Raw genomic sequence first — 20,073 nt, forward strand, 5'->3', positions numbered from 1 at the left:
TTGCTATCAGCGTCCCCTACACGGAAACAGCGGGGAATCGCATGCGCGCGGCCATCGAGATCGCCCATCTATCGAAAACTTTCAAGACGGGCAAGCGCGCGCTCGACAATGTCAGCCTTGCGATCCAGCCCGGCGAGATGGTCGCGCTGATCGGGGCCTCGGGGTCGGGCAAATCCACCCTGCTGCGCCATGTCGCCGGCCTGATGCCGGGCGATCGCGACGCCGCGTCGCAGATTTCGGTCGATGGCCGCATGGTGCAGGCGGGTGGCCGCATCGGCAAGGGCATCCGTGAAACCCGCGCCGGCATCGGCTTCATCTTCCAGCAGTTCAACCTGGTCGGCCGCATGCAGGTGCTGACCAACGTGCTCGCCGGCAATCTCGGCCGCATGCCGCTGTGGCGCACGATGTTCAAGCTGTTCACCGACGACCAGCGGCGCATCGCCGTGGCAGCCCTCGACCGCGTCGGTATCGCGTCCTGCGCCTTCCAGCGCGCCTCGACTCTCTCGGGTGGCCAGCAGCAGCGCGCCGCCATTGCCCGCGCCTTGGTGCAGCAGGCCCGCGTCATTCTCGCCGACGAGCCGATTGCCTCGCTCGATCCGGAATCCTCGCGCCGCGTGATGGCGGCGCTGGCCGATATCAACCGCTCGGATCGCGTCACCGTCGTGGTGTCGCTGCATCAGGTGGATTTCGCGCTGAAATACTGCCGCCGCGTCGTGGCATTGCGCGACGGCCGCGTGATGTATGACGGGCCGTCGGCGGCCGTCACCGCTGCCTTGCTGCGCGGCATCTACGGCGAGCAGACCGATCTCGATTTCGGATCTCTGGGCGAACCGGCCGATGTCGATCACGAGGTCGACCAGCCGGTCGACAGCGCGCGCCTCGTGCCGCGCATGCAGGCGCTGCCGGCCTGAATTTCACGCTTACCTCAAGACCACGTCCTTCAGTCAAACCACCGGGAGAAAACCATGCTTCGTCGCACATTCCTCACCACCGCTGCCGTGCTGCTCGCCGGCACTGTCCTGTCGGGCACTGCCCATGCGCAGCTGAAGGAAATCAACTTCGGCATCATCTCGACCGAGTCGAGCTCCAACCTGAAGACCATCTGGGAGCCATTCCTGGCCGATATGGAGAAGCAGACCGGCAAGAAGATCAACGCCTTCTTCGCCCCTGATTATGCCGGCGTGATCGAAGGCATGCGCTTCAACAAGGTGCAGATCGCCTGGTACGGCAACGCTTCGGCCATCCAGGCCGTCGACCGTGCCGAGGGCGAGGTCTTCGTGCAGACCACCGCCAAGGACGGTTCGCCGGGCTACTGGTCGCTGCTGCTGGTCCATAAGGACAGCCCGATCAATTCACTGCAGGACGTGCTGGCCGCTCCGGGCAAGTACACCTTCGGCAATGGCGATCCGAATTCCACTTCGGGCTTCCTGGTGCCGAGCTTCTACGTCTTCGGCCAGAACAATATCGACCCGCGCAAGCATTTCAGCCGCATGGTGACGGGCAGCCATGAAGTGAATGCGCTGGCCGTCGCCAACAAGCAGGTTGATGTCGCCACCAACAATACCGAGAACCTGGAGCGCTTGCAGAAGACCCAGCCGGCCAAGGCCGCCGAGCTCAAGTCGATCTGGAAGTCACCGCTGATCCCGTCGGACCCGATTGTCTGGCGCAAGGACCTGTCGGATGCCGACAAGAAGACGCTCAAGACCTTCTTCATGACCTACGGCACCCAGACGTCGGGCAAGAGCGCCGACCAGCTGGGCAAGGAAACCAAGGTGCTGACCGACCTGCAGTGGGGCGCTTTCAAGGAGTCGAGCAACAGGCAGCTGATCCCGATCCGCCAGCTCGCGCTGTTCCGCGACAAGATCAAGCTGGAAGGCGACGCCAACATGGCCGCCGACGAGAAGGCGAAGAAGATCGCCGAGATCGACGCCAAGCTGGCCGATCTCAACAAGCAGATGGGGTCGTAATCAACCACGCACGGGGCGGCTCCGGCAGAGAAAGCTGGGCCGTCCCGTCTCTGTTTCTTCTGCCTTGAGGTCTGTCATGTCCGCCACTGCCGCCACCGCCATTCGCGAACTGCCGATCCATCCGCCCCGGCCCGGCGCGAAACATTCGCTGGGCAAGCTGGTGCTCTACGGCCTGCTCGCCGCCATCCTGGTCTGGTCGTGGCAGGGCGCGGAAGTCGCGCCGCTCAAGCTGATCGCCGATGCCGGCAATATGGCGACTTTCCTCAGCGATTTTTTCCCGCCGGATTTCAACGACTGGCGTTCCTATCTCTCCGAGCTGATCATCACGCTGCACATCGCCATCTGGGGCACCGTGCTGGCGGTGGTCTGCGCCGTGCCGCTCAGCCTGCTGGCGGCCGCGAATATTGCACCGGCCTGGGTCTACCAGCCGGTGCGCCGCGTGCTCGATGCCATGCGCTCGATCAACGAGATGGTCTTTGCCATGCTGTTCGTCGTCGCGGTCGGCCTCGGGCCTTTCGCCGGCGCGCTGGCGCTCTGGCTGCATACCACGGGCGTACTGGCCAAGCTGTTTTCCGAGGCGGTCGAGGCGATCGATCCGCAGCCGGTCGAAGGCATCCGTGCCACCGGCGCCACTGCGCTGGAAGAAATCGTCTATGGCGTGATCCCGCAGGTGATGCCGCTCTGGGTGTCGTATTCGCTCTACCGCTTCGAATCCAACGTCCGCTCGGCCTCGGTGGTCGGCATGGTTGGCGCCGGCGGCATCGGCGTGGTGCTGTGGGAGGTGATCCGCAGCTTCCGTTTCGATCAGACCTGCGCCGTGATGATCATGATCATTCTGCTGGTCAGCCTGGTCGACCTGATCTCGGCCCGCATCCGCAAGCTGCTGGTCTAGGCGGCAACAAAAACGGCCCGCCGGTCAGGCGAGCCGTTTGTCTTGCATCCTGAAATCAACGATCAGTGGCGCAGCGGTATGCGCAGCTTGGGCGAATTGCGGTTGGCCGCCTGCCAGATCGGTTGCTCGGACACGGCATGCACCTCATCCTTGGCTGCGGCGTCGCCTTTGCGCGCAGTCAGCTTGGCGCGCGCCTTGGCGATGGCTTCCTGGGTCATATACAGCAGCAGGGTATTGGTCAGCATACGTCGCCTCCATAATCTTGGCGAAAACAGTGTTGCATTGGATATTCACGTGCCGCGGCCGGCAATCCTGCGCAGCCCGGTCTGTAGTTGGCTTCAGCCAGCGACCCGCCAGACCCCGTCGGTCATGCGGCAGGCCGTGCCGTAAATCTGCTCATCCTGTCCGCCGACCGTGGCAATCGCCTGGTAGTCGCGGCAGAACTGCCCGTCGCGTTCAAACGTGCGCAGCGGCGTGATGGCAAATGCCGCCCCGCCGTAATCCATCTTGGGTGCGCCATACCAGCGCACCGGCGCCCGATCCGGCGCGAATTCCAGTACGCGCGCCACGCAGGCCTGATCGATCTGGTCCATGCTCGTGCCGACTCTTGCGCCGACGAGGACACTGGAGCCGGGCGTGATGCGGCGGGCGAGCGAGCCGCGGTCACAGGTGCCGCGTTCGATGCCATAGGGGGCCGCGTAGGTGGCGTAGGGCATTGCTGCCAAAGCCGGGGCACTGGCATGCCAGGTGCCGGGAGAAGTCTTTAGCGGATCAGCCATCGTCGCCCCGGATAACACCGAGGCGACGATGGCAGCGGCCAGGCCGAGGGTGGGTCGGCGACCGGGCCGCGGCGCGGCAGTGGAGGGGGTGCTCCACCACGGGGTTGAGGCAGGCATGACGCGCCGCTCCGCTAAACTCAAAACTTACTGGCGACCGTTGCTCTTCTCGTTCGAGTCAACGATCAGGCCGCCGGCCGTACCCGCGGCAGCACCGATCAGTGCGCCTGCGACCGTATGGCCGGTCAATAAACCAATGGCGGCACCGCCCGCGGCACCCATGGCGCCACCGGACACTGCACGCTGCTGCGTGTTGTTCATGTTGCTGCAGCCCATCGCAACGAAACCCGTCAATGCCAGGGCGACGATCGTCGACTTTTTCATCGGATCCTCCGTCTCTAGCTCAGCAGGTGTCCGCGCCGCGCCGGTGAATCCGGCAATTGGTCTGGGGAGGCGGGAGACCTTGCTTCGCTGTTGAGAATTGGGGATATAACGATGTTCGGCAACGAGTATTTGCCCGCGTCCCCGTTTTATTGCGGCCATCACAAGTATACCCCGTTTACATCACATGATTATCACAGGAATTACTTTCCCCTTTACTTCGTTAGTAGTTCTGGTTGTTTTGCAAACACTCAAATATTGAGATTTCGAGATTCGCTGCGTCTTTTCCACGGTCACGGCCTTGCGTATCGTCACGGACATGCCGAATCGCGTTCGTCGACTTACTGCTCTGGCTGTCCTGTTCCTGCCGGTCATGCTGGCGGGCTGCGAGTTGCTGCACCTGCCGCCAGAGCCGGCGCCGCCGCCTGTACAGGCAGCGCCGCCGCCGGCAGCACCTGCTGTCGAGCCGCCGCCCGTGCGCGCTGCGCCGCTGCCGGCGCGCAAACCGCCGCAGCCTGCAGCACCCAGCGCAGCACAGCCGGCGCCAGTCGCGCCGGTGGAAGAAGCTTTGCCGCGCCCGCCTGTGGTGGTCGGCCTCACCCGCGATGGCCTGGTGCAGCAGTTCGGGCCGCCGGTCGCCGAACGCGAAGCCGCACCCGCGCGCGTGCTCGAATTCGGCGGTGCCGACTGCCGCCTCGCGGCGTATCTGTATTTCGATACGACGCGCAATGATTTTTACGCCCTGCAATACGAGGTCAACGGCCTTCCTGCACCGCATGATGCCGTTGATCGCTGCCTCTCAAGGATTGCCCGCGATGCCAGCCGCCGCTGACGCCCTCCTGATTGCCGTCGTCGATGACGACAATCTGTTCCGCGACACCATCTCCGCAAATCTGCGCGAGGCCGGCTATCGCGCCATCACCTTCGACAACGGCCCGGCCCTCGTTGACTGGTTCGCCAAGGGCAATCGTTCGGCCGCGCTCCTGCTGGACTGGCAGATGCCGCTCCAGGATGGTCCGACCACGCTGGAGCAGCTGCGCAGCGCCGGCCATGGCCTGCCGGTGATCTTCCTGACCGGCCTGAACCAGCCGATCTTCGAGGAAAAGGGGCTGAAGCTCGGCGCCGTCGATTTCGTCGACAAGAGCAAGAGCTTTGCCATCATCCTGCAGCGCCTGCGCATCGCACTGGCGGCCAAGGCGCCGGTGGCCGGTGAAGCCAACGCCGTGTCGGTCGAAGGCGGCCTGGTGCTGGATGTCGCCAGCGCGCGCGCCTCCTGGAACAACGCCCAGGTCGATCTCACGCATGGCGAATTCAAGGTGGTGCAGCTGCTGGCGCAGCGCGCCGGCCGCGATGTCGGTTATCGCGAGATCTACGACGCGGTGCGCGGCGTCGGTTTCGAGGCCGGGCAGGGACCGGAAGGCTATCGCGCCAATGTGCGCGCCATGGTGAAACGCATCCGCCAGAAATTCCGCGACCTCGACACCGAATTCGACGCCATCGAGACCTATCCGGGCTTCGGCTATCGCTGGCGTCATGGCTGAAGGCTCCACCCAGCTGCATCGGCTCTGGCGTTCGTTGACGGTGCGCGCGCTGGTCGTGCTCGCGCTGTTCATCGCGCTGCCGGTGGTGCTGTATCTCACGTTTCGCCAAGCGGATATCGACCGCCAGCGCCTGTTGCTGGAAAGCATCCGCGTGAAAGGTCTCACGGTGGGCCGCGTGCTGGAGGAACGGCTGCAGCGCGCCGACATGATTCCGCTGTTCCGGCTGGGCGAGGAACTGGCGCGTTTCCAGACCGAAGGCGTCAGCCTGCGCCTGCTGTTCCGTCCGCATGAAAGCGCGCCCGGCGCCGGCTTCCTCTATGTCGCCTCGGCGCCGCCGGTGCAGCCGGCCGATCTGGAAGACGAGCGCATGCGGCTGGAGGCCAGCGGCGTGCTGGCGCAGCTGGGCGAATCCTGCGCCGGCGACCTGCCGCTGGCGCTGCGTGTCGAACGCGCCGACCGCGTCGCCGAACTGATCACCTCGCTGACCCCTGTGCGCACCGCCCGCGGCTGCTGGGTGCTGGTGATTTCCAGCAACCTGACCGACGAGGCCGAGCAGCGGCTGGGCCAGCCCTACTGGCATGCACCGGAAGTGCAGGTCGCGGCGGCGATCTACCTGATCTTTGCCGCCATCGTGCTGGTGATCGGCTTCGATCTCGCGCATGGCCTGCGTCGTTTCGCCGCCACGGCGCGTGCGGTGGCCGAACGCCGCATCGAGGGGCGGTTCGCGCAGCGCAACCAGATTCCCGAACTCGAACCGGTGGCGAATGCCTTCGACCGCATGGAAGACAGTCTGCGCTCGACCGCCAGCGAGCTGCGCGCGGCAGCGGAAGAAAGCGCGCATGCCTTCAAGACGCCGCTGGGCACGATCCGGCAGGCCATGGTGCCGCTGCGCACGCGCGTCGCCGGCGACGACAAGCGCAGCCAGCAGGCGCTGATGGCCGTGGATGGCGCGCTCGACAAGCTGGATATTCTGGTGCGTGCGTCGCGCAACCTGGATGACTCGGTGGCCGACCGGCTTGATCCGCCGCGCGAGAAGGTCGATCTCGGCGCGCTGGTCGAAGACGTGGTCGATACCTTCGCGGCCGATGCCGCCGCCCGCAATATCAGCCTGCGGCCCTCCATCGAATCCGAGGCCACCGCCCCGCTCGGCGGCCGCCTGATCGCCGATGCGCTCGGCCAGGTGATCGAGAATGCGCTGAGCTATGCGCCGGGCGGCAGCACGGTGACGGTGACCTTGCACCGTGGCACGCGCCGCGTGCTGATCGTGGTGGCCGACAATGGCCCCGGCGTCGAGGCGGCGCTGATGCCGCATATCTTCGACCGCCATGTCTCCTTCCGCGACCGCAGCCGCAGCGATGCAGCCGGTGGCGGCACGTCGGGCAATTTCGGCCTCGGCCTGTGGGTGGCCAAGCGCAACATGGAATCGGTCGGCGGCACGATTGAAGCCGCGAACCGGCGCGGCGGCGGCTTCATCGTGACTCTGGGCCTGCCGCTCGCCTGACTACAACACCATCTTGTCGCGCTGCTGGCGGCGCCAGGCAAAGGCCAGCAATCCGCCGCCGATCAGCAGCGCCAGGATGCCCAGCACCCAGGTGGCGGCCAGCGCCACCGCATCGGGAAACAGCGCGAGCAGAAGCCCGATCACCAGCAGCAGGAGGCCACCGCGGCTCAGCGGCCAGTCGGCGACCTGCTTGCGCATCTGCAGGCTGTGCGTAATCGCGATCAGGCCGAACAGCACCAGCCAGCTGGCGAGCACGTAGATCAGCAGCGTAACAGTGGCCTGCGGCCACAACACGCTGACCAGGCCGACCGCCAGGCCGGCAATGCCGGTGGCCACCAGGATGCCGCGGCCGGGCGCGCCCTGCGGCACCCGCGATGACAGGACGAGTGTGACACCGCCATCCAGCAGCGCATAGACGCCGAACAGCATCACCAATGCTGCCAGGCTGATGCCGGGCCAGAAGATCGCCACCAGGCCGAAGCCCACTGCGGCCATGCCGCGCAGCACGACCAGCCACCAGCTCCGGCGCGGCATCGGCGCGGCGGCGCCGGGCGGCATGCGTTCAATGATCGGTTCCCGGTCCTGAGTCATCCTGTCCTCGTTCATGCCGGGCAGTATAACGGCTGAGTTGCCGATTGTCGCGCCGGGAGCAGCGCGCTACCCTTGGCGCATGACAGACCTCTCCGCTTTCATCGCCGGCCTGCCCAAGGCCGAGCTGCATATGCATATCGAGGGCAGTTTCGAGCCCGAACTGATGTATGCGCTGGCGCAGCGTAACAATGTTGCCTTCGCCTATGACTCGGTCGACGCCCTGCGCGCGGCGTATAAGTTCGGCAACCTGCAGGACTTCCTCGACCTCTATTACCAGGGCATGGGCGTGCTGCTGACCGAGCAGGACTTTTACGACCTCGCCATGGCCTATTTCCGTCGCGCCGCATCGCAGACTGTGCGCCATGCCGAGATCATGTTCGATCCTCAGGGCCATACCGATCGCGGCGTGAAGTTCCAGACCATGATCGACGGGCTGTGGCGCGCCAAGGCAGACGCCGAGCAGCAGTTCGGCATGACCATCGGCATGATCCTGTGCTTCCTGCGGCATCTGGATGAAGCCAGTGCGCTGCGCACGCTGGAAGAGGCGTTGCCGTGGCGCGACCGCTTCATCGCCGTCGGACTCGACTCATCGGAAAAAGGCCATCCGCCGTCGAAATTCAAAAACGTCTTTGCCCGGGCGCGGGCGCTGGGCCTGAAGGCCGTGGCACATGCCGGCGAGGAAGGCCCGCCGGACTACGTGTGGGAAGCGCTCGATCTGCTCAAGGTGCATCGCATCGACCATGGCAATCGCTCATTGGAAGACGACGCGCTGGTGGCGCGGCTGGTGCGCGACAAGATGCCGCTCACCGTCTGCCCGCTGTCCAACCTGCGGCTCTGCGTGGTGGACGACATGACCCAGCATCCGCTGCGCCGCATGCTGCGGGCCGGACTGGTGGCGACGGTGAATTCCGACGATCCGGCCTATTTCGGCGGCTATGTGAACGAGAATTACAATGCCGTGCAGCAGGCGCTGGATTTAAGCCGCGACGAGATTGTGGCGCTGGCCGAAAACGGCTTCCGCGCCGCGTTCATCGATGCGGCGGCGCAGCAGCGACACATCGCGGCGCTGCGGGAATACGCCGTCAGCGACTGATCTCACAGGTTCCTCGGCCGATAGCCGCATCCCAGATTGTCGGGTGAGCGTGTCGACATCGGCGCCCAGTCGTAAGCCAGCAGCCGCTTCGGATCCTCGCGCGCCCAGCGCAGCGCGTCATGCCCGATCCAGAGCCCGAAGGATGGCGGCCCCGGCGGCTCCGGCACCACCTCATAATGCGGATAGCGCACAAGAATCTGCCGTTCGTTTGTGGTGAATCGCGCCAGCAGCCGGTAGATCTGCCGCGCGAAACGGGCATGGCCTTTGTGATGCGGGGCCGTATGAATCTCTATTAATCCCTCTTTGAAACGCTCGGGCCCCTTGTCGTCGGCCGGTGTTGGCTCGGCGCCTTTCCCCAAACCGATCTGCGGCCACGACTGCCCTTCGATGCTGACTGACCAGCGAACACCTTTATGTATGGTGAGCTTTGTCGCCGGATCGAAGTGCATTTCAATCGGATATATGAGATCTGGATCCCAGAGGCTTCGCACAAGATGAAGCTCCGGTTGCTCGGCTCCGATCTCTTCGGCAATGGTCAGATGCCGGTTGTACAGCGCATCCGGGAAAGCTTCTTCCAGGGCTGTCGCGAACAGTTTCCAGTCCAGCGGGCTCCAGCAGACATACCGGCTAAACACGCTGGGCCGCGTCAAACGCTGGATTTTCACAATCTCTGGCTGGTCGATTTTCGCTTTCCGCATGGCCACTCACCGGGCTGGCAGCAGGCCGTCGCGCCGCAGCTTGCTATCCAGATCATCCCACATCGCCCGACAGCGCGAGGCAACATACTTCGCATAGTCCGATTCGCTTTCGCCCGGCTTCATCTTGCGCGCCCAGCCGGCGACGCCGACTTTAATATTACTTTCCAGCTTGTCGAAGCGTCGTCCTTCGTTGGCGGTCAGGCTCAACCGGTCATGTCCGTCGCCGGCCTTCTTGATGTCGACAGTGTTCATGCGTGCGGTATAGGGCGAAGCTTGGTCAACTTTCTTATCTTGATCATCAAGCCTGCCGAAGCTGGCATCCGGACGGCTGAACGTTTTACTTCCATCGGGCCGGATGACTTCTTCCCGCAGGTATTTATCGCTCTCATCGCCATCCTTATATGCACCTGCAACATGCTTCAGTTCGCCCGCGAGGTCCGGATAGGCCTGAAGTTCCTCCAGGCAGGTGCGCACCATGATACGGTTGGCCTTCTCGGTTTCCGGCTTGCCGCGACTGCCATATGGATTGAGTTCCACGATGATGCCGGCCAGCCCTTCGGCGACAGGCTGCTGGGCCGGCGGCAGGCCCGAGATCCACTCCTTCGTCTCGGGCGGGATCAATCGCTCGTCGTCGGGCTGTTTGTCCGCGGCCGGTCGGCCCTGCTGTGGCGGCTTGCTCTCAGATGGTTGCAGCGGCGGCACAGTTGCGCCGGCTTTCTCCGTCTCGCCCATCGGACGTGAGGGCGGTGCATCCGGCATGGTCGGCGGATGGGTGAATGTCTCGCCACGGTTCTTCAGGTACTGCTGCCGCAGGTATTCGCTTGCGCCGATCGCCAGCGGCGCCCCCATGAGCAGCAGAGGCAGCGCCACAGGCAGCATGGTTTCCTGCTGCCCGGGTGCGGGCGGCGAAGCCGGTGCCTCATCTGTCATGCTGGTATTCAGCAATTGAATCTGCGGCTTCTGTTCCGGCCCGCGCCATTCCATGGTCTGTAAGGTTGGCTCCGGATCACCGTCACGCTTCTCCATCGTGCGGTAAGGTGGCAGCGCGTCGGGATCGCGCGCGTAAGACTCGAAGAATCTGTCGACCTGCTGTGGTGTCGGGATCGGCTGGCCGCGCAGGCGTCCGCCCAGCAGGCCCTGCAGGCTCATCAGCGTTTCGCCTTCGCCATTCTCCCCCGCCATGCCGTTGCGCAGCGGCAGCAGCAGTCCGTCGACCGGCAGCCCATTGGCCTTCTGCACCCTTCCGATGGCGCGGAACAGCGGTTCGCCGGCCCAGCCCGTCGGCACGCCCGGTGCCGGCAGTTCGTATTCGCCCAATGAGGACAGCAGCGTCTGCGCCTTGATCACATCGGCGCGATCGTTGTCGCCATTGCGGCCGACCGAGCCGGCGAAGCTGAAGGGATCGGTGTCTTCAGGGAAGGGCAGCAGGCTCATGTTTCGCTCCGGAATATGGAGGACTGAGAATATCTGGACTTTGATCCTATTATAATGTACTATTTATGTTCTTAATGTCAACTGGAGATATATGACCTGGACGAGTGGGGACTTGAATGCGGGTGTATGCATCATCGCCAGGATTTCGGGCGGCGGGTGCGGATGGTTGGCTTGGACAATGACAAGGCGAACGAACCGCTACGAACGCCAACGAAGCGCTACGAACACGCGCGAACACGCGCGAACACCAACGAGCATCAAACGAACCGCTACGAACACCAGCGAAGCGAAACGAACGTAAACGAAGCGCTATGAACCCAAATGAGATCATTTGATACCAATGATATTACTGCCGGTATTCCCGCCTCTCATCCGCAACCCTCGGCCTTGTGTCGAGGGTCCATCTGCACGTTCCGATGCGCGGAGGGTTGGGATGGATCCTCGGCCAAGAAAATGTCCTGGGCCCGAGGATGACGGTTTTGGTCTACCGCTTGCTCGCCTGCTTCACCGCATCGAGCAGCCAATCGCGGAAGGCGCGCAAGGCCGGATCGTTGCGGCGCGCCTCGGGATAAAACAGGCAGTAGGCCTGCTTGCTGCCGATGCTCTGCGTAAACGGCATCACCAGGCTGCCGTCGGCCAGTTCGGGCTCCACCAGGAAGCGTGGCACGATGGCAGCGCCCAGGCCAACGACGGCGGCCTGCACCACCATGGCGAACTGGCCATAGCGCGGGCCCAGCGTCACCTGCGGGGCCGCCATGCCGGCGGCAGTGAACCAGTCGGCCCAGGCCGAAGGCCGTGTCGATTGCTGCAGCAGCGGCAGCTTGAACAGGTCTTCCGGCTTCTTCACGCGGTGTTTCGTCAGCAGCTTTTTCGACGCCACCGGCACCAGCTCTTCCTCGATCAGGCGGTCGACTACTGCGCCAGGCCAGACCGGATCGCCGAACGAGATCGCGGCATCCAGAGGCTCGGCGGCGAAATCGAACGTCTCGATCCTTGTGGGCAGGTTCACCGTGATCTGCGGATGCTTTGCGGCAAACTCAGGCAGGCGCGGGATCAGCCAGCGCGTGCCGAAGGTAGGCAAGGTGGCGACCGTGAGGATGGCATTGCCGCTGCGCGCTGCCATGGTGTTGACGGTGGCGGCGCCGATGCGGCCCAGCGCGTCCTGGAGTTCTCTTGCGTAGCCTGCACCGGCCGGTGTCAGCACCACGCGCTGGCGGATGCGCTCGAACAGCGTGAGGCCGAGCAGTTCTTCCAGCAGCTGCACGCGGCGGCTGACGGCGGCCTGGCTGACATTGAGTTCCGCCGCAGCCGCCGTGAAGCTCTCATGCCGCGCTGCCGCTTCAAAAGCGGTCAGCGCCGAGAGTGGCGGCAGGAAACGGCGGGGCAGGGCCAAGATATGCTCCGGAAAGTTGATAACCGTCAGTCATTAACCAATAGCAAATCATCGTTTGCGCGCCAAGCGCCGCTCGGGCAGCTTGCCGCACCAGTCGAGGGGTATAGTCTCCTCTTAAAAATCGCCACCTGAGGAAATCGCCATGAACGCGCAGCAGCCTGCCACCAAAGCCGCCTTCAAGTGGGAAGACCCCTTCAACCTGGACGCCGAACTGACCGAGGACGAGCGCCTGATCCGCGACACGGCGCGCGACTACTGCCAGAGCAAGCTGCTGCCGCGCGTGAAGGAAGCCTTCCGCGAGGAAAAGACCGATCCGGCGATCTTCCGCGAAATGGGCGAACTCGGCCTGCTCGGCTCGATGATCGACGGCTATGGCTGCGCCGGCGCGTCCTATGTGGCCTATGGCCTGGTGGCGCGCGAGGTCGAGGGCGTCGATTCCGGCTATCGCTCGATGATGAGCGTGCAGTCGAGCCTGGTGATGTATCCGATCTATGCCTATGGCTCGGAAGCCCAGCGCCAGAAGTATCTGCCCAAGCTGGCGACCGGCGAGTGGATCGGCTGCTTCGGCCTGACCGAGCCCGATCACGGCTCGGATCCGGGCGGCATGAAGACGCGCGCCAGGCAGGTGCCCGGCGGCTATGAGCTGACCGGCGCAAAGATGTGGATTTCCAATTCGCCGCTCGCCCAGGTCTTTGTCGTCTGGGCCAAGACCGAGGATGGCATCATCCGCGGCTTCATCCTGGAAAAGGGCATGAAGGGGCTGTCGGCGCCGAAGATCAACGGCAAGCTCTCGCTGCGTGCGTCGATCACCGGCGAAATCGTCATGGACAGCGTGTTCGTGCCGGAAGAAAACATGCTGCCGAATGTGCAGGGCCTGAAGGGTCCGTTCGGCTGCCTGAACAGCGCGCGCTACGGCATCGCCTGGGGCGCCATGGGCGCGGCCGAAGCCTGCTGGCACCAGGCGCGCCAGTATGTGCTGGACCGCAAGCAGTTCAATCGTCCTCTGGCCGCCAACCAGATCATCCAGCTCAAGCTGGCCAATATGCAGACCGAGATCGCGCTGGGGCTGACTGCCGCGTTGCGCGTCGGCCGCCTGCGCGATGCCGGCCAGGAAACCCCGGAGATGATCTCGCTGATCAAGCGCAACAACTGCGGCAAGGCGCTGGATATCGCCCGCATGGCGCGCGACATGCACGGCGGTAACGGCATCCACGAGGATTATCACGTGATGCGCCATCTGGTGAATCTGGAGACGGTGAACACCTACGAGGGCACGCATGACGTTCATGCGCTGATCCTCGGCCGCGCCATGACCGGCATCCAGGCCTTCTACTAAGCCCTCACCTCAAGCAGGCGGAGCTGCCGGCATGCGTGCGCTGGATGATATCGTTGTGCTGGATCTCAGCCGCGTGCTGGCCGGTCCGTGGTGCACCCAGAACCTGGCCGATCTCGGCGCCACCGTGATCAAGGTGGAAAAGCCGGGCGAGGGCGACGATACGCGCAAATGGGGTCCGATCTATCTCAAGGATCCTGCAACAGGCGCGCGCGCCGACTCCGCCTATTACCTTGCTGCCAATCGTGGCAAACGCTCGATCACCGTCGACATGGCCACGCCGGAAGGCCAGCAGATCCTGCGCGACCTCGCTGCAAAAGCAGACGTGGTGGTGGAGAATTACAAGCTCGGCGGGCTGAAGAAATACGGCCTGGATTACGACAGCCTGTCCAAGCTCAATCCGCGACTGGTCTACTGCTCGATCACCGGCTTCGGCCAGACCGGACCTTATGCGCCGCGCGCCGGCTACGACTTCATCATCCAGGGCATGGGCGGGCTGATGAGCGTGACCGGTGAGCGCGACGGCCTGCCGGGCGGCGGTCCGCAGAAGGCCGGCGTCGCACTGGCCGATGTGATGACCGGGCTTTACTCAACGATTGCCATCCTTGGCGCGCTGAACCAGCGCCATCGCTCAGGTCGCGGGCAGTATATCGACATGGCGCTGCTGGATGTGCAGGTGGCCGCGCTCGCCAACCAGGCGACGTACTATCTGGTCGGCAATGAAGTGCCCGAGCGCATGGGCAACGGCCATGCCGCCATCGTGCCCTACCAGAGTTTTCCGACCTCGGACGGCCATGTGATCATCGCGGTCGGCAACGATGGCCAGTTTGCCAAGCTGGCGGATGAACTCGGCCATCCGGAATGGAAGAGCGATCCACGCTTCGCCACCAATATCGAACGGCTGCATCACCGCGCCGAGATTGTGGCCGCGATTTCGGAAGAGACGAAGACGCGCACCATCGACGATCTGATCGCCGCGCTGGAAAAGCGCCAGGTGCCCTGCGGGCCGATTAACACGGTGGATCGCGTGTTCGCCGATCCGCATGTGCAGGCGCGCGGCCTGCAGAAAACCGTGCCGCATACCGGGCAGGGCACGCTGCCCAGCGTCGCCAGCCCGCTGCGTCTGTCGGAGTCTCCGGTCTCGTACGACCGCGGCCCGCCGCTGCTGGGCGAGCATACCGACAAGGTGCTGGCCGAACAGCTCGGCTTCGATGCGGCGAAACTGGCGGAACTCCACAACAAGGGAGTGATCTGACGGCAGGCGGCGAAAAATTCAGTTCGCCGGGAACAGTTGCTGTCGAGCCCGGTTTGACTCGCCAAGCAGACCAGAACCGACCGGAGGACCGCGCCATGCAGAACCAGTCCACCAATTCCGCGTCACCGAAAACAGTTCCGGCCCCGCAGTCGCTGTATCCCGATCTGGCGCCACGCCCCCAGCAGGGCGTCAATCCGAATGCCCAGCGCCAGCAGGAGCAGGCACAACAGCAGGTTCAGCAGTAACGCTGCGCTGGAAGCTTAAGCAGCCGGGAAACGGACCCAGAAGCGGCTGCCGGCGCTTTCGCGGCTCTCGAAGCCGATCTCGCCCTTCATCGCCTGCGCCAGGCGGCTGGCAATCGCCAGGCCCAGGCCCAGGCCGGCCACGGTGCTGCCTTCGCGGCCGAGCCGGTTGAAGCTCTGGAAAGCCTCGCGCTGGCGGTCGGCGGCAATGCCACAGCCGGTGTCCTCCACAAAGAATGTGACGCGGCCGTCTTCGGTGGCGCAACCGAGCGTCACTTCGCCACCCAGCGCAGTGAACTTGAAGGCATTGCTGATGAAGTTGCCCAGGATGCGCAGCAGATGGCTGTGGTCGGCTTTCAGGGTCGCGGCCGAAATGCAGGCGCGACGCATGAAAGCGATGCCGTTCAGCGCCGCGGCAGGCCGGTGCAGCGCATAGACTTCCTCGATCAGGGACTGCGCGCTTACCGTCTCGGTGCCGAACGGCACCACCTCGGCTTCAAGCTGCGCCATGGTCATCATGCTGTCGCTGATCCGCAGCAGGTTTTCGCCGGCGGTCTTCATGGCCGCGACATATTCCAGCTCTTCACGGCCGAGCCGCTTGCCCATGTTCAGTTCGAGAATCTGCGAGAAGCCGAGGATCGCATTCAGTGGCGTGCGGAATTCATGGTTCATCGAGCTCAGCAACTTGCTCTTGAGCAGGTTGGCGGCATTCTGCGCGTTCACGCTGGCTTCGGCCTCCATACGGGCGCGATGCAGTTCAAGCTCGTCCGAGGCAATCGCCGCCAGGCGGCGCAGTCGTGTCACGTCGTCGTCCGAGAAATTGCGCGGCTTGTTGTCGCCGACACATAGCGTGCCGATCCGCTGGCCGTCATCGGCGGTCAGCGCCACGCCGGCATAGAAACGCAGGCCCGGGCCGGCCAGGACCAGAGGGCTGTTGCGGAACTGCGGATGCTCGGTGGCATTCTCGACGATCAGAGGTTCGTCATCCAGGATGGTATGGGCGCAGAAGGAAATGCTGCGCGGGCTTTCGCTGACCGGCAGGCCATAATGCGACTTGAACCACTGCCGATCGGCATCGATCAGGCTGATCAGCGCGACCGGCACATCGAACAGGTCGGCGGCGAAGGCGGTCAGGCGGTCGAAACGCTCGTCCGGCGCGGTGTCCATGATGCGGTAGTCGCGCAGCGTGGCGAGACGCTGGTCTTCGTTGGCGGGCAGGGGAGCTGTGAAGGTCATCTGGGGGTTTCGCGGCCGGGTTGCAGTTGCTGGTCCGGACGCTACATCACGGCGGGCGCGATGCTGCCTTACTTTCCGATAACGCCGTGATCTCCTTACCAAACTTACATATGCTAGGATTGCGGAAGGCTTTCGGGGCCGCGCAACGCAGGGACGAACGCGCCATGAGGATTTTCCGCAGAACAGGCCTGAAAAAGGCGGTGCCGGCCGGTCTGGCGATTCTGTTGGGCCTATCGCTGGCTGTGGGGGCGACGGGCCAACCCCAGGCTCAGCCCCGGGCGAATAATTTCGAAAGCATCGCGCCGGAGGCGGCGACCGGACGCAGCGAAAAGCAGGCGACTCGCGCCGCCAGCTACATGAACGCCGCCGCCAATCCGTATGCGGCCGAGGCCGGCGCCGAAATCATGGCCATGGGGGGCTCGGCGGTGGATGCCGCGATCGCCACCGCCCTGGTGCTCAACCTGGTCGAGCCGCAATCGGCCGGCATCGGTGGCGGCGGCTTCATGCTGGTCTGGGACAATGCGCAACGGAAGCTGCGCGCTTTCGATGGCCGCGAAACCGCGCCGGCTGGTGTCGACCGCCGGCTGTTCTTCGATGCCGCGGGCCGCAAGAAGGGATTCATGGAGGCGGTGGTCGGCGGAGCTTCCGTGGGCGTGCCTGGCATGCTGCGGATGTTCGAACTGGCGCATGCCGGCTACGGCCGGCTGCCCTGGGCGGCCCTGTTCCAGCCCGCCATCCGCTTGGCCGAGGCCGGCTTCCCGGTCTCGCCGCGCCTGCATGCGTTGCTGGAACGCGACCAGCAGCTGCGCCAGATGCCGCAGGCGCGGACGCTGTTCTACACCGAGGCCGGGACGGCAAAGCAGGTCGGCAGCCTGCTGGTCAATGCGCCATTTGCTGCCGTGCTGCGTCGTGTGGCGAGCGAAGGCTCCCAGGCCTTCTACACGGGGCAGGTCGCCGCCGACATCGTGGCGGCGGTACGCAATTCGCCCAATCCCGGCGGGATGGTGCTGGAGGACCTGGCCGGCTATCGCGCCAGGGAGCGCGACCCGGTCTGCGCGCCGTATCGCGTCTATCGCGTCTGCACCATGCCGCCGCCGTCTTCGGCCGTGAACATGCTGCAGACGCTCGGGATTCTTTCGCATTTCGATCTCGCCCGGCTGGCGCCACTCTCACCCGAGGCCGTGCACCTGGTCGCCCAGGCCTCGCGGCTGGCCTATGCCGACCGCGACGTCTATGTCGGCGACCCCGATCATGTTCGCATGCCGCTGGAGGGCATGACCGAGCGCGGCTATCTCGCCAGCCGCGCGAAACTGCTCGATCCCGCGCGCGGCAGCACCGTGCCAGCGACACCCGGCGAACCGCCGAGCAAGCATGGCGCGCTGCCGGCCTATGGCCGCGACAGCGCCATCGAGTTGCCGTCCACCACGCATGTCTCCACCGTGGATGCCGCGCGCAACGCCGTGGCGATGACGGTGACGATCGAGAATGTCTTCGGCTCGAAGCAGATGGTGCATGGTTTTCTGCTCAACAACCAGTTGACCGATTTCTCGGCCGAGGCCGAGGAGAATGGCCGCCCCGTCGCAAATCGCATTGAGCCTGGAAAACGCCCGCGCAGTTCGATGGCGCCGACGGTGGTGTTCAATGCGGACGGCTCGTTGCGACTGGTTGTGGGTTCGCCGGGCGGCAGCCGCATTCTTGGCTATGTGGCGCAGGCAGTGATCGGCGTGCTGGACTGGCGGCTGGATATTCAGCAGGCGATCAGCCTGCCACATTACCTGGATCGCAATACCGGGCTGGAACTCGAAGAGGGCACAGCGGCGGCGGTTCTGGCCGAGACGATGCGCGCGCGCGGCCACAAGGCCAGCGTGATCGAGCTTAACAGCGGATTGCAGGGTATCGAAGTGCGCAGCGACGGCAGCCTGATCGGTGGCGCCGATCCGCGCCGCGAAGGCGTCGCGGCCGGCCGATAAGTCAGGCTGGCGATAACGGGCGTTATGTCGCTACCGCCGTCCGCACCACCTGGCGCTGCGGCAGCAGGATCGTCACGATGGTGCCCGCGCCGCGGCGGCTGTCGATCATCATGCTACCGCCATGCATTTCCACCAATGCCTTGGTGATCGGCAGACCGAGGCCGCTACCGCTGCTGCTGCGCGATTTCATATCACCGACCTGAACGAAGGGTTCGAGGATTTTCGGGATATCCTCGGGCGCGATACCGATGCCGGTGTCGCTGACCCAGATTTTCAGTCGCTCGCCCATGCGCAGCGCACCGATATCGACCGAGCCGCCCGGTGGCGTGAATTTCACTGCATTGGTCAGTAGGTTGACCATGATCTGGCGGAAACGCAGCGGATCGGCGATCAGCAGTTCGTCGGGAAAATTGCAGTTGAGCGCGACATCGCGCTCCATCGCCATCGGTTCGACCAGGCGACGGCATTGCAGTATCGTATCGCTCAGCCGGATCATTTCCAGATTGATGGTCATCTTGCCGGCGTCGATCTTCGACATGTCGAGGATGTCGTTGATCAGTTCGAGCAGATGCCGGCCGCTGTGGTGAATATCGCAGGCATATTCGTGGTATTTCGGCGGAATTGGTCCGAACATGCGGTTCATCGTCAATTCCGAAAAGCCGATGATGGCGTTCAGCGGCGTGCGCAATTCGTGGCTCATCAGCGCCAGAAAGTCGGAGCGCGCCTTGCCGGCGGCCTCGGCGGCCAACTTCGCCGCCATCAGATCCTGCTCGCGTTCCTTCAGTGTGGTGATGTCGGTTTCGAGGTAGACGCAGAGCCCGGACGGGGTTTTCGCCTCGTCGATCTTGATCCAGCGACTGTCCTTGCCGCGTTCTTCCCAGCTGGTCTTCAGCACCGGCTCGCTGAAGATGGTCTCCTGCTCGTCGCTGCGCCGCCGGCGGAAAGCCTTGTTGGCGATCAGCTGCCGACCATTGGTGCCGAAAACGGCAAAGCCGTCACCGATCGCCTCTATGGCCTCGCCGATCTCGATATAGATGCTGTTCTCGGTCTCGAATTTTACGCGGATGAAATTCTGCCGGAAAAAGACGAAGCCAATCACGGTGGAAATCACGAAAAAGGCGATGCCGAAGCCGACCGATTTCTGCCCCAGGCCGAGCAGGAAGTCGTCGATCGTGACCTCGAGCACAAAGGCGCCCATCATTTCACCGATCTGCCAGAGCGGCTGCCCGCGTTCGGCCGCCACCTGGTTGTGGCAGGTCACGCAATCCTGCTGCAGCGCGACCGAGGGATGGATCGAGCGCAGGATCGTGCCTTCCCTGGTCTTGAGGATGCGGACATCGGTGCCGGGGTCGGCTGTTGCGGCGATTTCCAGCAGACGGCGGCCGAGCCGGTCATCTGATGGCGGCGTGGCGATCTCGCGACCCGGAATGCCGATCCAGCTGATGCGGGTCTGGTCGCGGTCGGTATTGGTTTCCAGATAGTTCTTGAGCGCGACATGGGTCAGGGTCGCCGGCGGCACGGCGGGATCGGACGTCAGGCTGGTATAGGCGCGCACGAAACCGTCGGCCAGCCGCAACAGAGCTTCCTTCTCGATCCTCTTGCTCTGCTCGAAATCGCGCTGCGCAAGTGTGTGGTAGGTGATCGCGAGCACGCCCGAGATCACAAAGGAGAACAGCGCGAAGACGACGAAGATCGAGAAGGATCTCGACTGCGTGAATGACTGCGATCGTCCCTTTGACGCTGTTGCGCCCTGTCTGAACCAGTGTTGGA

General features: G+C 64.2%; 20 protein-coding genes. 11 read left to right on the forward strand and 9 right to left on the reverse strand.

Annotation, left to right across the window (positions count from 1 at the left end; genetic code table 11):
- Positions 1–41 precede the first annotated feature (41 nt).
- From phnC to phnE, 3 genes are all read left to right on the forward strand, one after another.
- A complete protein-coding gene (gene phnC, locus FNB15_RS09600) occupies positions 42–911 on the forward strand; it encodes a phosphonate ABC transporter ATP-binding protein (protein ID WP_144068484.1) in 870 nt (289 codons plus the stop codon).
- A 54-nt stretch (positions 912–965) separates the two neighbouring features.
- Entirely contained in the window at positions 966–1,967 is a 1,002-nt protein-coding gene (gene phnD, locus FNB15_RS09605) for a phosphonate ABC transporter substrate-binding protein (RefSeq protein WP_144068485.1), read from the forward strand.
- Positions 1,968–2,043: 76 nt separating this feature from the next.
- Positions 2,044–2,859: a phosphonate ABC transporter, permease protein PhnE gene (gene phnE, locus FNB15_RS09610; protein ID WP_144068486.1), complete on the forward strand. Its 816-nt coding sequence runs from the start codon at positions 2,044–2,046 to the stop codon at positions 2,857–2,859.
- 62 nt (positions 2,860–2,921) lie between these two features.
- Here the strand turns inward: phnE and FNB15_RS09615 are convergent, their stop codons facing one another.
- The 3 genes from FNB15_RS09615 to FNB15_RS09625 all read right to left on the reverse strand — a co-directional run bounded on the left by FNB15_RS09615 (position 2,922) and on the right by FNB15_RS09625 (position 4,019).
- Positions 2,922–3,104 (reverse strand): hypothetical protein, encoded by a 183-nt coding sequence (locus FNB15_RS09615; RefSeq protein ID WP_144068487.1) that lies wholly within the window; start codon positions 3,102–3,104, stop codon positions 2,922–2,924.
- Between the two features lie 93 nt (positions 3,105–3,197).
- Positions 3,198–3,755, reverse strand: coding sequence for a hypothetical protein (locus FNB15_RS09620; protein ID WP_144068488.1), 558 nt, complete (start codon positions 3,753–3,755; stop codon positions 3,198–3,200).
- Positions 3,756–3,782: 27 nt separating this feature from the next.
- Complete coding sequence (locus tag FNB15_RS09625) at positions 3,783–4,019, reverse strand: YMGG-like glycine zipper-containing protein (protein WP_144068489.1); 237 nt, start codon at positions 4,017–4,019, stop codon at positions 3,783–3,785.
- 316 nt (positions 4,020–4,335) lie between these two features.
- Here FNB15_RS09625 and FNB15_RS09630 point away from each other — a divergent pair, with 316 nt between their 5' ends.
- The 3 genes from FNB15_RS09630 to FNB15_RS09640 are packed head-to-tail and all read left to right on the forward strand — an operon-like array spanning position 4,336 to position 7,058.
- Positions 4,336–4,848, forward strand: a complete 513-nt coding sequence (locus tag FNB15_RS09630; RefSeq protein ID WP_185973795.1) for a hypothetical protein — start codon at positions 4,336–4,338, stop codon at positions 4,846–4,848.
- Positions 4,832–5,557, forward strand: a complete 726-nt coding sequence (locus FNB15_RS09635) for a response regulator transcription factor (RefSeq protein WP_144068491.1) — start codon at positions 4,832–4,834, stop codon at positions 5,555–5,557. The genes FNB15_RS09630 and FNB15_RS09635 overlap by 17 nt, the downstream gene beginning before the upstream one ends.
- Positions 5,550–7,058 carry a sensor histidine kinase gene (locus tag FNB15_RS09640; RefSeq protein WP_144068492.1) on the forward strand — a complete coding sequence of 503 codons (1,509 nt, stop codon included), beginning with the start codon at positions 5,550–5,552 and terminating at the stop codon, positions 7,056–7,058. Before FNB15_RS09635 ends, FNB15_RS09640 begins: the two co-directional genes overlap by 8 nt.
- On the opposite strand, the gene FNB15_RS09645 is transcribed toward FNB15_RS09640, so the two are convergent.
- On the reverse strand, positions 7,059–7,649 hold the full coding sequence (locus FNB15_RS09645; RefSeq protein WP_185973796.1) for an HdeD family acid-resistance protein: 591 nt from the start codon (positions 7,647–7,649) through the stop codon (positions 7,059–7,061).
- Positions 7,650–7,728: 79 nt separating this feature from the next.
- On the opposite strand from FNB15_RS09645, the gene FNB15_RS09650 reads away from it, so the two are divergent.
- Positions 7,729–8,742, forward strand: coding sequence for an adenosine deaminase (locus FNB15_RS09650; protein ID WP_144068494.1), 1,014 nt, complete (start codon positions 7,729–7,731; stop codon positions 8,740–8,742).
- Positions 8,743–8,744: 2 nt separating this feature from the next.
- Here the strand turns inward: FNB15_RS09650 and FNB15_RS09655 are convergent, their stop codons facing one another.
- From FNB15_RS09655 to gcvA, 3 genes are all read right to left on the reverse strand, one after another.
- Positions 8,745–9,440, reverse strand: a complete 696-nt coding sequence (locus FNB15_RS09655; RefSeq protein ID WP_144068495.1) for a hypothetical protein — start codon at positions 9,438–9,440, stop codon at positions 8,745–8,747.
- 6 nt (positions 9,441–9,446) lie between these two features.
- Positions 9,447–10,787, reverse strand: a complete 1,341-nt coding sequence (locus FNB15_RS09660) for a peptidoglycan-binding domain-containing protein (protein WP_185973797.1) — start codon at positions 10,785–10,787, stop codon at positions 9,447–9,449.
- 571 nt (positions 10,788–11,358) lie between these two features.
- Positions 11,359–12,267: a transcriptional regulator GcvA gene (gene gcvA / locus FNB15_RS09665; protein WP_221932784.1), complete on the reverse strand. Its 909-nt coding sequence runs from the start codon at positions 12,265–12,267 to the stop codon at positions 11,359–11,361.
- Positions 12,268–12,409: 142 nt separating this feature from the next.
- On the opposite strand from gcvA, the gene FNB15_RS09670 reads away from it, so the two are divergent.
- The 3 genes from FNB15_RS09670 (at position 12,410) to FNB15_RS20950 (ending at position 15,100) form a co-directional block, all read left to right on the forward strand.
- Positions 12,410–13,603, forward strand: a complete 1,194-nt coding sequence (locus FNB15_RS09670; RefSeq protein ID WP_144068498.1) for an acyl-CoA dehydrogenase — start codon at positions 12,410–12,412, stop codon at positions 13,601–13,603.
- A 31-nt stretch (positions 13,604–13,634) separates the two neighbouring features.
- Positions 13,635–14,855 (forward strand): CaiB/BaiF CoA transferase family protein, encoded by a 1,221-nt coding sequence (locus FNB15_RS09675; RefSeq protein WP_144068499.1) that lies wholly within the window; start codon positions 13,635–13,637, stop codon positions 14,853–14,855.
- A 95-nt stretch (positions 14,856–14,950) separates the two neighbouring features.
- Positions 14,951–15,100, forward strand: coding sequence for a hypothetical protein (locus tag FNB15_RS20950; RefSeq protein WP_185973798.1), 150 nt, complete (start codon positions 14,951–14,953; stop codon positions 15,098–15,100).
- A gap of 15 nt (positions 15,101–15,115) precedes the next feature.
- On the opposite strand, the gene FNB15_RS09680 is transcribed toward FNB15_RS20950, so the two are convergent.
- Complete coding sequence (locus FNB15_RS09680; protein ID WP_144068500.1) at positions 15,116–16,333, reverse strand: GAF domain-containing sensor histidine kinase; 1,218 nt, start codon at positions 16,331–16,333, stop codon at positions 15,116–15,118.
- 164 nt (positions 16,334–16,497) lie between these two features.
- Here FNB15_RS09680 and ggt point away from each other — a divergent pair, with 164 nt between their 5' ends.
- On the forward strand, positions 16,498–18,303 hold the full coding sequence (gene ggt, locus FNB15_RS09685) for a gamma-glutamyltransferase (protein ID WP_144068501.1): 1,806 nt from the start codon (positions 16,498–16,500) through the stop codon (positions 18,301–18,303).
- 22 nt (positions 18,304–18,325) lie between these two features.
- Here the strand turns inward: ggt and FNB15_RS09690 are convergent, their stop codons facing one another.
- Positions 18,326–19,954, reverse strand: coding sequence for a sensor histidine kinase (locus FNB15_RS09690; RefSeq protein ID WP_144068502.1), 1,629 nt, complete (start codon positions 19,952–19,954; stop codon positions 18,326–18,328).
- Between the last annotated feature and the right edge of the window lie 119 nt (positions 19,955–20,073).

The organism is Ferrovibrio terrae (assembly GCF_007197755.1).
Taxonomy (GTDB): domain Bacteria; phylum Pseudomonadota; class Alphaproteobacteria; order Ferrovibrionales; family Ferrovibrionaceae; genus Ferrovibrio; species Ferrovibrio terrae.